The 13,330-nt window shown below is 72.3% G+C and carries 13 protein-coding genes; 7 read left to right on the top strand and 6 right to left on the bottom strand.

Translation table 11 applies throughout. The features are described from left to right. Positions 1–38: 38 nt before the first annotated feature. The 6 genes from ACMATS_RS17430 to ACMATS_RS17455 form a co-directional block, all read right to left on the bottom strand. Positions 39–1,310 (bottom strand): hypothetical protein, encoded by a 1,272-nt coding sequence (locus tag ACMATS_RS17430; RefSeq protein WP_414168383.1) that lies wholly within the window; start codon positions 1,308–1,310, stop codon positions 39–41. Next, complete coding sequence (locus ACMATS_RS17435; RefSeq protein ID WP_390776940.1) at positions 1,303–2,733, bottom strand: glycosyltransferase; 1,431 nt, start codon at positions 2,731–2,733, stop codon at positions 1,303–1,305. The genes ACMATS_RS17430 and ACMATS_RS17435 overlap by 8 nt, the downstream gene beginning before the upstream one ends. Further along, positions 2,730–3,464: an archaeosortase/exosortase family protein gene (locus tag ACMATS_RS17440; RefSeq protein WP_390776941.1), complete on the bottom strand. Its 735-nt coding sequence runs from the start codon at positions 3,462–3,464 to the stop codon at positions 2,730–2,732. The genes ACMATS_RS17435 and ACMATS_RS17440 overlap by 4 nt, the downstream gene beginning before the upstream one ends. Before the next feature lie 6 nt (positions 3,465–3,470). Then, positions 3,471–3,653 (bottom strand): LPXTG cell wall anchor domain-containing protein, encoded by a 183-nt coding sequence (locus ACMATS_RS17445; RefSeq protein ID WP_390776942.1) that lies wholly within the window; start codon positions 3,651–3,653, stop codon positions 3,471–3,473. A 135-nt stretch (positions 3,654–3,788) separates the two neighbouring features. Beyond that, complete coding sequence (gene wecB, locus ACMATS_RS17450) at positions 3,789–4,913, bottom strand: non-hydrolyzing UDP-N-acetylglucosamine 2-epimerase (RefSeq protein WP_414168384.1); 1,125 nt, start codon at positions 4,911–4,913, stop codon at positions 3,789–3,791. A 150-nt stretch (positions 4,914–5,063) separates the two neighbouring features. Beyond that, a complete protein-coding gene (locus ACMATS_RS17455) occupies positions 5,064–6,170 on the bottom strand; it encodes a hypothetical protein (protein ID WP_414168385.1) in 1,107 nt (368 codons plus the stop codon). 266 nt (positions 6,171–6,436) lie between these two features. Here ACMATS_RS17455 and ACMATS_RS17460 point away from each other — a divergent pair, with 266 nt between their 5' ends. The 7 genes from ACMATS_RS17460 to ACMATS_RS17490 all read left to right on the top strand — a co-directional run bounded on the left by ACMATS_RS17460 (position 6,437) and on the right by ACMATS_RS17490 (position 12,862). Continuing rightward, positions 6,437–6,943, top strand: a complete 507-nt coding sequence (locus ACMATS_RS17460) for a phosphatase PAP2 family protein (RefSeq protein WP_414168386.1) — start codon at positions 6,437–6,439, stop codon at positions 6,941–6,943. After that, on the top strand, positions 6,940–7,866 hold the full coding sequence (locus ACMATS_RS17465) for a decaprenyl-phosphate phosphoribosyltransferase (RefSeq protein ID WP_414168387.1): 927 nt from the start codon (positions 6,940–6,942) through the stop codon (positions 7,864–7,866). Before ACMATS_RS17460 ends, ACMATS_RS17465 begins: the two co-directional genes overlap by 4 nt. Next, complete coding sequence (locus ACMATS_RS17470) at positions 7,859–8,311, top strand: GtrA family protein (protein ID WP_414168388.1); 453 nt, start codon at positions 7,859–7,861, stop codon at positions 8,309–8,311. The genes ACMATS_RS17465 and ACMATS_RS17470 overlap by 8 nt, the downstream gene beginning before the upstream one ends. A 144-nt stretch (positions 8,312–8,455) precedes the next feature. Next, positions 8,456–9,274, top strand: coding sequence for a septum formation family protein (locus tag ACMATS_RS17475; RefSeq protein WP_414168389.1), 819 nt, complete (start codon positions 8,456–8,458; stop codon positions 9,272–9,274). Then, a complete protein-coding gene (locus ACMATS_RS17480; RefSeq protein WP_414168390.1) occupies positions 9,271–10,869 on the top strand; it encodes a hypothetical protein in 1,599 nt (532 codons plus the stop codon). Before ACMATS_RS17475 ends, ACMATS_RS17480 begins: the two co-directional genes overlap by 4 nt. A gap of 70 nt (positions 10,870–10,939) precedes the next feature. Then, a complete protein-coding gene (locus tag ACMATS_RS17485) occupies positions 10,940–12,091 on the top strand; it encodes a sensor histidine kinase (protein ID WP_391152678.1) in 1,152 nt (383 codons plus the stop codon). Between the two features lie 105 nt (positions 12,092–12,196). Then, positions 12,197–12,862, top strand: a complete 666-nt coding sequence (locus ACMATS_RS17490; protein WP_390776951.1) for a response regulator — start codon at positions 12,197–12,199, stop codon at positions 12,860–12,862. Positions 12,863–13,330 lie beyond the last annotated feature (468 nt).

The following is a 13,330-nucleotide window of genomic DNA, read 5'->3' on the forward strand; positions in this document are numbered from 1 at the left end:
GACCCGGGCAGGAGGCCGGGGGTGCACGATGCGGCCGGTCAGTGCGCGGTCCTGGCCGGGCTGCCGCGTTCGACCCCCCAGCCGTCGACGGCGGCCACGCGGTAGGTCTCGTCCGTCCGCCCGGCGGGGTCGCGGAGGGAGCCCTGCCGGGGGCCGGGCGAGCCGATCAGTTCCTTCCCCCGGTACACCCGGAAGGACATCACGGGGTCGGCCGGGGACTCGTATCCCGCCGCCCACTCCACCACGACGCCACCGGCCCTGTCCTGACGTACCGTCACATCCACGGGCGCCTGCGGTGCGGTGACGGGGAGACCGCCGGCGCCTGCCGGGTGGCCCCCCGCCACCTGCTCCGGGCCCCACGGCATGCGCGTGAACTCCCATACGGGGACGAAGCTCAGCAGCCCGCCGGGCCGGCCGTCCCGGTTCCCGTCCGCCTGCCGCACGACGCCCACGGCCCGTACCGTTCCGTCGGCCATGGGCTGCCACACCGGGCCGGAGACATCACCCGGGCCGGCGACCGGCTGCCCGGGCCGCATCGTGCGCAGCCGGCACTCGGTCCACTCGGCCGTGCAGTCCTCGGTGAGTTCGCCGCAGCCGAAACCGGGGCCCTGCCGGGCTTGCTGCGAGACGCCGGACCGGCACAGCAGCGTTCCGCGCGGCAGGTCGGCGCCGCCGTCCGGCCGGGCGGTCCCGGTGGCCGCCGCCGAGATCACGGCGGGCGACGGGAGGGCGGGCCGCCCGCCGGGAAGGGCCGCCTCGTCCCCGTTGGCGATGCGCAGCAGCGGCGGAGCGCCGGCCGGGCCGAGCCCGATCATGGCCAGGCCGGGGGCGGAGTAGGCGACCGAGCCCGAGCGCGCGTCGGGTGCACCCGGATCGGCGTAGCTCCCGCCGAGGGAGGGGGCCGCCTCTCCGGCGCTGAGCAGATAGGTGCGGCCGTCGCGGTGGAAGGGCAGCAGGCCCGTCGCGGGCGCGGGGGCGTACCGCTGCCCGGCCGGGGTCTGGCCGGAGCCGAACAGCGAGGTGACGCCGCCGACGAACCCGGTGGCCAGCAGCACCAGTTGGGAGCCCGCCAGCACGCCGACCACGAGCAGCAGCACCAGCCGCCCGCGGCCGGGGGCGCGGGGCTCCTCCGTACCGCTGCCGGCCCTGCGGACCTGCTCCCACGGCTCCGTCCCGGCCAGCCCGCACAGCCACCCCGGCCGCAGCCACGTGCGCCACCGGCAGATCCACCGGTCCGTGGCGCTCGCGGAGGCGTGGCACGATGGACAGGGGCCCGGACGGCCGGGCGGCACCGGCGCCGGCTCAGGCATCGAGCGCCACCGCCCCGATGGACCGGGTCTCCGCGTTGCGGCGCGTCTTGGCCCACCCGGACCGGCCGGTGACCAGCCGCCCGAACGCCTTCCACGCGATGACGTAGGTGAAGAAGACGTACGCCGTGAAGGACAGGCCCCAGCCCAGGGCCTGCCGACGGGTCGCGCCCGCCTCGCACTTGCTGCGGTAGAGGAATCCCCAGATCGTGAACTCGCCGGTGCCCACGACGAGATACAGGGCGATCGCCACGGCCCCGCCCGAGCGCAGGTAGTCCGCCATGAACTCCGGGTAGTAGAAGGCGTTGTTGGCGAACACCAGGATGGGCAGCGGGTAGATGAGGGTGCCCAGGATCTGCAGCCAGGGCTGCATCAGGAAGTAGGTGATCTCCAGGACGCTGAGGTTGCCCAGCTTGGTGGAGCGCCAGATCCGGGGCAGATAGCGCATGCACTGCATCGTGCCCTGGGCCCAGCGGGCGCGCTGGGTGAGGAAGCGGGCGAGGTTCCAGGGGGCTTCCTGGTCGACCCAGGCCGCCGTGGTGTAGCCGTTGCGCCAGCCGGCCAGCAGCAGGTGCAGGCCGAGCTCGAAGTCCTCCAGCAGTGAGCCGCGCCACGGTGCCTTGTCCGCCCCGGCTATCTCGTCCAGCGCCGAGAGCCGGGTGAGCTGGCCGTTGCCGCCGATGTTCACGGTACGGCTGTGCCGGCGGGCGGTCTGGATGGCCGAGATGGGGCCACGGAACTCCAGGTCCTGCATCCGCACGAAGGTGCGGGCCACCAGGTTCCGGCCCCGCTGCCACGGGCCGCGGCGACGGCGCCTGCTGCCGCCCGCCCTGTGGCGCGAGACCACTCTGCGCCCGGAGTCCAGGGGGCTGCGGTCGTGCCGGTTGATCATGCGGACCTCGACCTGGACGGCCGCGATGCGCGGATCGCCGTACAGGTCCGGACCCGCGCACACCCTCAGCAGGTTCTCCGAGGGCCGCCCGTCGGCGTCCACGACGCAGACGACGATCCGGTCGCGGGAGACGTGGCCGGGCATCCAGGCGTCCAGGTCGCGGTAGGCGCGGTTGAGGGCGTCGCCCTTGCCGGTCCTGGCCTCGGGGCGGCGCCGCTGGATCAGGTGCACCCCCTCGTCGCGCCGGGCCCGCTCCAGCACCAGGGCCGCGGTGGCGTCGTCGGAGTCGTCGTCGATCACCCAGACGTGGGCCTGCGGAAAGGTCTTCCGCAGGTAGTCGACGGTGCCGCCGATCACCGCCTCCTCGTCCCGGCACGGCACGACGAAGTGCCAGAAGAACGGGCCCGGGTCCCCTTCGGGCAGTGGCTTGTCCCGCACGAAGGGGACGATGATCGCCACGACGTAGGCGAGGAACGAGGCGCTCATGACGAGCGAGACGATGGTGCATATACCGAGGATCGTCGTGAAGGTCACTGGATCTGCCCGTGTTCGCGTGCGGTGATGGGTGAACCCGCCTTGCGGCGGCCCTTCTTGCGGCTTCCGGAGGAGCGGCGGTGTCCGGCCGTCCGTCCACCGGCCGGGGCGTGTCGGCCGCCACGCCCGCGGTCCGCTCTCCGGCCGTTCCTCCTGGCTCCCGTGCGCCCACCGCCCTTCTTGCCTCCGGTCACCCAGCGCACGAACAGCACAAGGGTCCCGACCAGGCCGAAGAGCACCCACAGCGAGCCGAGCACCGTGTGGGACCAGCCGAAGCCCTTCATGCCCCAGTGCAGGGTGAAGCCCGTGATGCCCACGAGCCGCACCGCGTTGACCCCGATCAGGAGCAGTGAGCTCACCGCCAGCACGACCAGCAGCCGTCCCGGCCGGGCCCGCCCCGTGATCGCGAAACCGCCGGCGACCAGCAGCAGGGGGACGAGCAGCAGGACGGTGGAACACCCGAAGGTGATGTTCAGGCCCTGGACGTGGTGCGTCCCGAGGCCGAACACAAAGATGCTGGTGCCCTGTTCCCACTTCGTCCCCGTCCCGAGGAAGAACTGGGAGAGCACGGACGCCAGACGGGCCTCCTGGTGGCGGACCTGCTCCTGGCCGGCGATCAGCCACCCGGCCGTACCGAGGAAGAGCAGGACCGCCGCCCAGTTCGCCGGCGAGGTGCGGCGCTCGTACGGGTCCGTGGAGTTCGGGCCCGGGAGGTCGGCGGAGTGGTTCATGGGCCGTCAGCCGCGGGAGTTCTTGACCCGGCCGCGCCGGTACAGCAGCAGACCGGTCAGGCAGAGCACCACTGCGCCGGCGAGTACGGCGAACGCCGGTCCGGCACCGGTCTGGGCCAGCACCGCGCCTGTCGCGACTCCGCCGCCGCCGGCGGCGATGCCGCCCGAGACAGAACCGGAACCATACATGTCCAAGACCTCCATGGGGATTGAGAGGCGGCCGGGCGCCGCCTCGCGCCGACGTGGGCGCACTCGCGCGGCGAGGCGCCCTTGCGAACGGCCCCGCGTGACGGACGGGCCTGCGCGGTGCGCCGGCCCCTCGCCTCACACCGCCGGGCGGCCGGCCAGAAACTTGTGGAAGGCCGCGGCGCAGGCCGTCGAGGCCGTGCCGTCGCCGAACGGGCTCGCCGCCTGCGCCATGGCGGCGTGGGCCTCCTCGTCGGACAGCAGCCGCCCGGCCTCGGTGACGATGCGGTCCTGGTCCGTGCCCACCAGGGCGGCCACCCCGGCCTCCACCGCCTCCATGCGCTCGGTGGTCTCGCGCGTGACCAGCACGGGGACGCCGAACACCGGTGCCTCCTCCTGGATGCCGCCGGAGTCCGTGATCGCCAGCGTGGACAGCGAGAGCAGCCGCACGAAGACCTCGTACGGCAGCGGGCCGAGCAGGTGGATGTTCTCCCGGCTGCTCAACTCCGCGGCCACCGCCTCCCGTACGGCCGGGTTCATGTGCGTTGCCACGACGAAGTCCGTGTCGCCATGGCGTGCGGCCAGGGTGTCCACGGCGCGGGCGACACGGCGGATCGGCTCGCCCCACGACTCCCGCCGGTGGGCGGTCACCAGGACGATGCGGCGCCCGCCGGCGATCACCCGCGCCGCGGATCCGTCGGGGAACGGCGCCCGCAGACCGGCGATCCACCGCACCGCGTCCACCACGGTGTTGCCGGTGACGTGGACGGTACCGGGGCGAATGCCCTCGGCGACGAGATGGGCCGCCGACCGGTGCGTGGGCGCCAGGTGGACGGCGGCGATCCGCGCGATCAGCTGGCGGTTGCCCTCCTCCGGGAACGGGCTGGTCAAGTCGCCGGTGCGCAGGCCTGCTTCCAGGTGGGCGACCGGTACGCCCTGCAGGAACGCCGCGTAGGCCCCGGCGGCGGCCGAGACGGTGTCGCCCTGGACCACCACGAGATCGGCGGGCCGCCGCGAGAGCACTTCTCCCAGGCCTCGCATCACCGCGCCGGCCAGCCCCGGCAGCCCGCCCTCGTGACCGGCACCCAGGGAGTCCGACGGCGTGAGACCGAACTGGCCGAGGGTGTTCAGCACCACCTCGCCGTGCTGTCCGGTGACCACGACGCGCGGGCGCGCCCAGTCGGAGGCGGCGAGTTCGAGCGCCAGCGGTGCGATCTTGATGGCTTCCGGCCGCGTTCCGGCCACGAGGACGACCTCGCGCACGCGAGTCCCCTTCCCTTTTCATTCAACACACGGAAAAAGACGACGAGTCGACAGCGGTGATCACGGCCCCGCGGGGCCCGGACCGAACGCTGGACGGCGAACGGCCCGGGCCCTTCCGGCGCTCGGGCCGAACGCCATGCGGATCACCGCTCAGCCGGACGCCTCGGCGCGGCGCCGGCGCATGTACCACACCGCGCCGCCACCGACCGCGGCGGCAGCCGCCGCCCCGCCGAGGATCAGCGGGTCGGCCAGCGGAGTGCCCTTGGAGGACTTGTAGAAGACGCTGCCCACCTGGAAGCCCTGGGCCTGGTCGTTGTAGTCCCAGCTCGCCTGGCAGGCCTGGCCCTTGCTGCTGCTGGCCTGCGGCCAGGCGAGCAGCTTGTAGTAGCCCTCACCGTCCTTGGTGAAGTCCGTCGCGTTCTGGAACTCGATCTTCTTGGTCCAGTCGTTGCCGTGCGGGGTGACGTTCAGCGGCTCCGGCTTGGGGGTGAGCTGCGTCGCCGAGTACGTGCCGTCGCCGTTCCACTTCACCCACTGGTAGTAGACCTTGTCGGTGATGTCGCAGGGCAGGCCGCTGCCGTACCGGGGGTTGGAGGCGTCGATGATGAATCTGTCGCCCGGCACCTTGCCGGTGTCGGTGATGTAGCCCCAGCCGTCCTGGCTGTTGCCGCTCGGACTGCGCCAGGCGTTGTCCCAGGGCAGCCGGGCCACGGGACGGCCGCCCTCCGCGGTGCTCTGGCCGTCGCACTTGTTGAAGTACCGCATGTCCATCACCGGCGTGACGACCTGCTTGGTGCCGTCCGTCAGGGTGATCTCCACCCGCACCGGGTACTCGGTGGTGGGGCACTTCGAGCCGCCGGGCCCGAAGTCGCCGCGCAGGGTGAAGTCGATCTTGTCCTTGCCGCCCTCGGTCGTCGTGCCGACGATCTCGTACTCCTCGCCCATGCCCCCCTTGCCGCGGGAGACCTCGCGCGCCTGCACATTGGCGATTCCGTTACCGTTGAAGGAGTACCGGATCCCCTGGATGCCGACGCCCTTGGGGGCGGTGACGATGCCGTCGTAACGGAATTCGGAGTCAAGGCTGTTGGGCCGGTTGGAGAAACCGAGGGTGATGACGTCCTCGGCGGCCCCCTTCGTCTTGGCGGATCCGGAGGAGGTGTCCGCCACGGCTGCGGACGCACTGGTCAGGCCCAGTGAGCCCATTGCCATCGCGACGCCGAGACCGGCCATCAGCGTCCGTCGGTACTTCACACTCACCTGAAGGTTCCTTTCGGTTCGCATCATCGCGGTCACGGCCGCGTCTGAGACGAGTCTGAGGACCGACGGCCCCGGTTCCTCCGGGGCAATGTCGACTGCCAATTCCGAAAGATGACACCCTGGTTGTCCCAATGGCCTGCCCGGCCCACCCGACGGACCGGTACGACGGCCAATCTCAACTTTCCGCCCGCCGTCCGACAACCCGGATGCGGCGTCCTCAACTTTCGGGCGACCGGAGGGATTTCACCGGCGCCTACGGTGTGGGCATGCTGAGCAATTCGTCGGAATTCCCCGGGCCGGAGGGCTCCGGCCGCCCGTGGTGCCGGGACCCCCGCTCCCGCCCGGTCCGGGCCGCGGCCTGCGCCCTGTCCTTCCTCGGGGAACACGCCGGTGTGTGGATCGCCGTGGGTGCCGTGGGGGCGGTGCTGCAGCCCGGCCGGCGCCACGAGTGGGCGGCCGCCGTCGCCCGCGTCGGGGCGGCCCACCTCGGCTCGTCCGCCGTCAAGCAGGTGGTACGCCGCCCCCGTCCGGCCGCCTCGCGTGCCGTCCGCGGCACGTGGAGCTTCCCCAGCAGCCACAGCGCCTCCTCCGCCGCGGCGGCCGTCGCCTTCCGCGGGCTGCTGCCGGCACCGGCGGTCGCCGCCGTGGCGGGCGGCGTCATGTGGTCGCGCCTGGCGCTGCGCGCCCACCACCCCTCCGACGTGGTCGCCGGTGCCCTCCTCGGAACCCTGGTGGGCGGCGCGGGACGACCCCGCGGCCGTGACCGGCGATGAACCCCACCGCACTGGGCCCCTCCGACGCCGCGGACACCATGGGCACGTCCGCCCGCCTCAAGGGGCTCCTGCGCACCGCGCGCCCACGCCAATGGGTCAAGAACGTCCTGGTCTTCGCCGCGCCCCTGGCCGCAGGGCAGCTCAACCGGCCGGACGTGGCCGCCCGCGCGACGCTGGCCTTCGCCCTCTTCTGCCTGGCCGCGTCCGCCGTCTACTTCGTCAACGACGCGCTGGACGTCCAGGCCGACCGCGCCCACCCGGTCAAACGCCGACGGCCGGTCGCAGCCGGAGTCGTCCCGCTCTCCGCCGCGTACACCGCGGGCGCGCTCGGCGCCGCCACGGCCGTCCTCGTCTCCTGCCTCGCCGGCACCGGCACGCTGACCGTGGTCCTCGTGGCGTATCTCCTCGTCCAGATCCTCTACGTGACGCGGATCAAGCACGAGCCGCTGTACGACCTCGCGGCCATCGCCGCGGGCTTCACGCTGCGCGCCATCGCGGGCGGCGCCGCGGCCGGCATCGACGTCACTCCGATGTTTCTGGTCACCGCCGGATCCGGGGCCCTGATGATGGCGGCGGGCAAGCGCTACTCGGAATCGGTGCAGGAGGGCGAGGGGCGGTCCCGCACCCGACGCTCGCTCGGATCGTACTCGGCGAGCTATCTGCGCATGCTGTGGCAAGTGGCGTGCGGCAGCGTGCTGATGGCGTACTGCCTGTGGGCCTTCTCCCTCGACACCGAGGGCCTCAGCGCCCCGTGGCCCCGGCTCTCCTCCGTCCCCTTCCTGCTGGCGACCCTCGCCTACGCGATGCACATCGACCGCGGCGACGCCCAGGCCCCCGAAGACGTGGTGCTCCACGACCGGGGCCTGCTGGCCCTCGGCGGCAGCTGGCTCGTGTTCTTCGCGCTGGGGACGTTCGGTGTCTGAGCCGTCCGGGGCACCCGCCGACGGCGCCCCGCCGGCAGGCGCGGAGCGGCGCCGACTCCCCCCGCCCGTACGCTTCGTGATCGTCGGCGGTACCGCCTACCTCGTCTACTGCGCCCTCTACCTCCTCCTGCGCACCTCGCTCGGCTGCCTCCGGGCCCACGTGACGGCCTTCTGCCTCAATCTCGTGGTGACCTATCTGCTGCACTGCCGCTTCACCTATCACGTACAGCCCCACGGCCAGGGGTTCGTACGGTTCACCGCGGGCAGCGGCGTCTCCCTCGTGCTGAGCAGCGCGCTGGCGTGGAGCGGCGTCCGCCTCCTCGGCACACCGCCGTCGGTCACCCCGGAACTCGCCGTGATCATCACCATGCCCCTCACCTTCCTGATCCACCGGCACGCGGTGACCGTGCGCCGCACGGCCCCGCGCCCCCTGCCCGACACCTGAGCCACCACGGCTCCAGGCCCGACGCCCCGCGACCGCCCCCACACCCCGACCGACGGACACCCCATGCCTCCACGCCCGAAACCGCAGCGACGTCCCGGACCGGCCCGAGACCCCGGACTCCCGGCCCGCACACGCTCGTTCACCGTGGGTGGAGCCCTGACCGCCCTCGTCTCCGTCGCCCTGGGCACCCTGACCGTCATGAGCTCCCAGGTCACCACGGACGCATACGCCGGAACCGTCCCCACCGTGGACCAGAAGCCCGGCACCTGCCACTTCTTCCTCACCGACCAGCAGATGGTGCAGCCGAGCGACATCGGAGCCCCGGTGTCCTGCGAACGCCCGCACCAGGCCGAGACCTTCGCCCGGAAGACCGTCACCGGGCCCCTCGCCCGCTCTTCGGCGCGCCCCGACCCCGAGCAACTGGCGGTCGATCTCTGCCATACGGACGAGGCGGGACAGGACCTGCGGAACTACCTGGGGCAGGACGACGTGGACGTGATCCACGGGATGAGCGTGTGGACCCGTATCCCCACCCGCGCGGAATGGGAGCTCGGGGTGCGCACCGTGCGCTGCGATCTCGTAGGGCCCAGGACCGACGACCACGGCAACACGCTGGTGACCCACACGTGGAAGGACTATGCGAAGACGAAGGCCGGCGCCGAGGTCCGGCTCTGCATGATCCACGGAGCCGAGACGTCCTGCGCCCGGACGCATACCTGGGAAGCGGTCAATGCCGCCTTCACACTCAGCGGCCGCTACGACGCCGAACGCCTGGCGAAGGAGGCGAAGTCGAAGTGCGCACCCTTCGTCGAGAAATACCTGTCCGGCACCGACGCGGCCAACTCGCCGCGCATCCCCGACGAGTCGGAGTGGAACAAGGGACAGCACGTCGTCAAGTGCGGGGTGTCCCCGGCCGATGGAAAACCCGCCGAAGGGACGCTCAAGGGAGGCCTGACCCGATGAGCACCCGCACGGCCCGCCGCAGCGCGACGGACTCGCGCAAGCCGGGCTTCCTCCCTCCCGGAGGCCGGCCCCGGCTGTCTCCGGCACTGTGCCGTCCACAACCGACCCGGCGCGCAACGGCGTTCGTCTCGCTCGCCCTCGGCGCACTGTGGACGGGGCTCATGCTCGTCCACCTCTTTGCCGGTGGCCCCATCGGTCTGGCGGACCAGCAGGACGGCAACCGGCTCGTCTGCCAACTCGGCGTGGGCAACGACCGGCCGTGGGCCTCGGACACCACCGGCTACGTCTACACCCGCTGGATTCCCTACCGGATGCCGGGCGAAGCCTGCGGGGCCGCCGGCTCCGGCGAGCCCTACCCCTCCTCCCAGCTGCTTCCGCTCTGGCTGGCCAAGCAGCTCACTCCCGTGCTGGGGATGGGGGACGGGCTCGACCTGAAAGCCCTGGGCGTGGTCCACGCCGTCGCCGTCGGCGTGCTCCTGGGACTGCTCTGCGCCGTCCTCACCGGACGTCTCTGGGTCCGCGCCGCCTTTGTCTGCGCGGTCGGCCTCGTGATGTGCGACTCCCTCTTCGCCGGATTCTTCGTGTCCCCCTACAGCGAACCCGGCGGTCTGCTGGGCATCCTCGCGCTGTGCGTGGCCGTCCTCCACCTGGCGCGCAAGGGGTGCGCGACCTGGGGCGCCCTTCTGGCGCTCACCGCGGCGGCCCTGTGGACCACCATGGCGAAGACCCAGCTGATGGTGTTCCTCCCCCTCGTCATGGCCGTCATGCTGTGGCTCCCCGGCCCCGGCCCGGCGGAAGCGCCGGCATCCGACGCGGCCGCGGACGAGCGTCCCTCCCGGACCGCCCGGCTCGGCGCCGCGCTCCGACGCCGCGTACCGGCACTGCTGCTGTGCGGTGTTCTCGGCATGTGTGCCCTGTGGTTCACCGCCGAGCAGCCCAAGCGCCTCAACGACATGGTCTGGTACGACGCGGTGTTCATGGAGATGCTGCCCCACAGCAAGGATCCCGAGGCGAAGCTGAAGGCCCTGGGAGCGGACCCGTCACTGGTGGACGCTGCGAACACCAACATCATCTCTCCTGATTCCGCGGCCCGTTCGCCCCACTGGGAGGACTACCGGAAGAAGGTGACCCCCTTGAAGATCGTGCTGGCCCAGCTCACCGACCCGGCCTCGCTGCTGGACAAGCAGCGCCGCGGCCTGGTGGGCGTCGTCAGCCTCCAACTCGACTTCCTGGGCAGCTACCCACCAGACTCCGGCCACCCGGAACACGCCAAGGAGCACCGCTGGCCCTTGGGCGGCTGGCTGTTCAAGGCCCTGGGCAACGTCTTGATCGTGATACCCCTGGGCGGACTGCTGATGGGTGCCACGGGAGCCGTCGTGGCCACCCGGCGCCATCTCCCCACGGCCGACCGGGGGCTCGGCGTCCTCGCCCTGCTCCTGGCGGGCGGCTGCATCGGGCAGTTCTGGATGCAGATGCTGACCATGGGGCAGTCCGACCTCAACAAGCACCTGATCTTCATCGGCTTCATGATGATGCTCGGCATCCCGGTCTTCGCCGCCATGTGCGGCGCCCTGGCCCGTGCCCGTCGCTCGTGATCCTCCTCGTCGATACGTCCGGACGCGGTCCCGCACACCGCGCAGCGTGCGCTCGCCTTACGGTGGTCTGGTGGCGCACGAGAGACATCCCCGCTGGTCACCGCGGACGGCCGATGCGGTCCTGGTCGCCGCCGTCGTGGCCGTCAGCGTCCTGAACAGCTGGGTCAAGGGCAGCAACGGCCTCCTCAGCCACGCTCCCGCGGCCGTCATCGCGGCGGTGTCGGGGGCGGTCGGCACCCTGCTGTGGTGGCGGCGGCGCCTGCCGGGCCCGGTGGCCGTGGCGGTCATGGTCGGCTTCGTGATCGCCTTCACCCCCACGTCGCTGGCCGTGGCGATGTACACCGTCGGCACCGCCTACCGCCGGGTACGCACCCTGGTCCTGTACGCCCTGGCGGCGTGCGCCGCGGCTTTCCTGGTCCTGCTCACCGGCCATCCGCCCAGCAGCCTGCGGGAGACCCTGTACGTCCTGTCCCTGGTCCTCGGGATGCTGGTCCTGGGCCAGACCGTCGCCGTCCGGCGCGACCTCGCGGCAGAGGCCCGGGCGAAGGCCGAAGGACTCGAACGCGAGCAGCACCTGCTGGTGGAGCGCGCGCAGGTGGACGAGCGCGCCCGCATCGCCCGCGAGATGCACGACATCGTGGCGCACAGGATCAGCAACATCGTGCTCTCGGCCGGTGCCCTCAAGGTCGGTCCGGCCGCCAGCTCGTCACCCGAGGTCGCCCGCGCCGCCGAGGAGGTGCGCGACGAGGGCCACCACGCGCTGGAGGAACTGCGCGACATCCTCGGCATCCTCACCCCGGAGCGGGACGGCAGGCGCGCTCCCCGCGCGCCCGCCCCCGACGCCTCGCAGCTGGGCCGGCTCGTCGAACGCGCCGCCTCCCGCGGCCAGGACGCCCGGCTGGAGGTGAACGGGCACCCGGAGACCCTGCCCGCCCCCGTCCAGCGCGCGATCTACCGCATCGCCCAGGAATCCCTCACCAACGCCGCCAAACACGCCCCCGGAGCCACGGTCACCGTCACCGTCGGCTGCCGGCTCGACGGCGTCCGCATCACGGTCGTCAACGGCCCGCCCACCCGGGCGGCCACTCCCGACGCGCCCCCCGGCGGCGGCAACGGCCTCATCGGCCTGGAGGAGCGCACCGCCCTGCTCGGCGGCACCTTCACCGCCGGCCCCCACGGCAACGGCTTCAAGGTCGAGGCCCGCATTCCGCCGCACCCGTGAAAGCCCGGTGCGTTCGATCGATCGCCGGGCGAGCCGTAGCGTAGGCCGTGGAACGCAGCTCCGCAGGGCGGGACCGGCCGTGCGACGACAGACGGGGACTCGGCGATGAACACCGCGAGGGTGATCCAGATCCTGGTGGCCGACGACAGCGAGATCGTGCGTCGTGGGCTGAGCGACGTGCTCGAAACCAGCGAGCACCTGCACGTGGTGGCCCAGGCCTGGGACGGGCACAGCACCGTGGAGGCCGCCCGCCGCTACTCGCCCGACGTCGCGCTGGTCGACATCCGCATGCCGGGAATGGACGGGCTCAAGGCCACGCGCGAACTGCGGGCGCTGCCGCATCCGCCGCGCGTGGTCATCCTCACCACGTTCGGCGAGGACGAGTACGTGGACGAGGCCGTGCGCGCAGGCGCCAGCGGCTTCCTCCTCAAGGACACCCAGCCCGAAGACCTGATCCGGGCGGTCCGCGACGTCGCCGCGGGCAGAGCGACGCTGGACCCGGCCGTCACCGGCAGGGTCCTGGACGCCCTCGCCCACCAGGCGCCCCGGCTGGACCCCCGGGAGGAGAAGGCGCTGGCCTCGCTGACCGAGCGGGAACTGGACGTCCTGCGCCTGGTGGGACGAGGCCTGTCGAACGCCGACATCGGCAGGCTGCTCCACATCACCGAGGGCACGGTGAAGGGACAGGTCAGCCGCCTGCTGATGAAACTCGGCGCCGACAACCGGGTCCAGGCCGCGCGGCTGGCCTACCGCGCCGGACTCGAACGCTGAACCCCGGCGGCGCTCCCCGACCGATGCCGGGAGTACGCCACGACCTGAGTCGGGGAACACTGCTGACTTCCGGCCCGTCCCCGGCCTGTGCGGCGGCGGAAAATCGGTGGGGCAATGGGCAGGGCATCGCGGCGAGCTCGGCCGCGCTGGACCAGGACATCGAATCGGGCGAATACGGGGACGCGGTGTTCGACGGCGTCGCCACCGGCCTCCAGAGCGCCACGGTCGCGGCACCGGAGCTGTCGCCGGTGACGGAACCGCTGCTGTGGGTGGACCAGGGCGCACAGGCGGTCTACGACTCCTACCGGCAGCGGCAACTGGCCGAGATCCGGCTGGAGAAGGACCGGGCCACGCTGGACCGGGCTCCCCAGGATCTGCTGGCCGAGCGGAACAAGCGGTGGCCAGGCGCACAAGGACGCCGTCGACAGGGCGGCCGAGAAGGCCCTCGGCAACGCCGCCTCCGACGAG

Source organism: Streptoverticillium reticulum (assembly GCF_047456005.1).
In the GTDB taxonomy this organism is placed as follows: Bacteria; Actinomycetota; Actinomycetes; order Streptomycetales; family Streptomycetaceae; genus Streptomyces; species Streptomyces reticulum.

What these genes read in the sequence shown, in the direction of transcription:
- ACMATS_RS17430 (WP_414168383.1), bottom strand. Translation starts at nt 1,310, where the DNA reads ATGCCTGAGCCGGCGCCGGTGCCGCCCGGCCGTCCGGGCCCCTGTCCA.
- ACMATS_RS17440 (WP_390776941.1), bottom strand. Translation starts at nt 3,464, where the DNA reads ATGAACCACTCCGCCGACCTCCCGGGCCCGAACTCCACGGACCCGTAC.
- ACMATS_RS17445 (WP_390776942.1), bottom strand. Translation starts at nt 3,653, where the DNA reads ATGTATGGTTCCGGTTCTGTCTCGGGCGGCATCGCCGCCGGCGGCGGC.
- ACMATS_RS17460 (WP_414168386.1), top strand. Translation starts at nt 6,437, where the DNA reads ATGCTGAGCAATTCGTCGGAATTCCCCGGGCCGGAGGGCTCCGGCCGC.
- ACMATS_RS17465 (WP_414168387.1), top strand. Translation starts at nt 6,940, where the DNA reads ATGAACCCCACCGCACTGGGCCCCTCCGACGCCGCGGACACCATGGGC.
- ACMATS_RS17480 (WP_414168390.1), top strand. Translation starts at nt 9,271, where the DNA reads ATGAGCACCCGCACGGCCCGCCGCAGCGCGACGGACTCGCGCAAGCCG.
- ACMATS_RS17490 (WP_390776951.1), top strand. Translation starts at nt 12,197, where the DNA reads ATGAACACCGCGAGGGTGATCCAGATCCTGGTGGCCGACGACAGCGAG.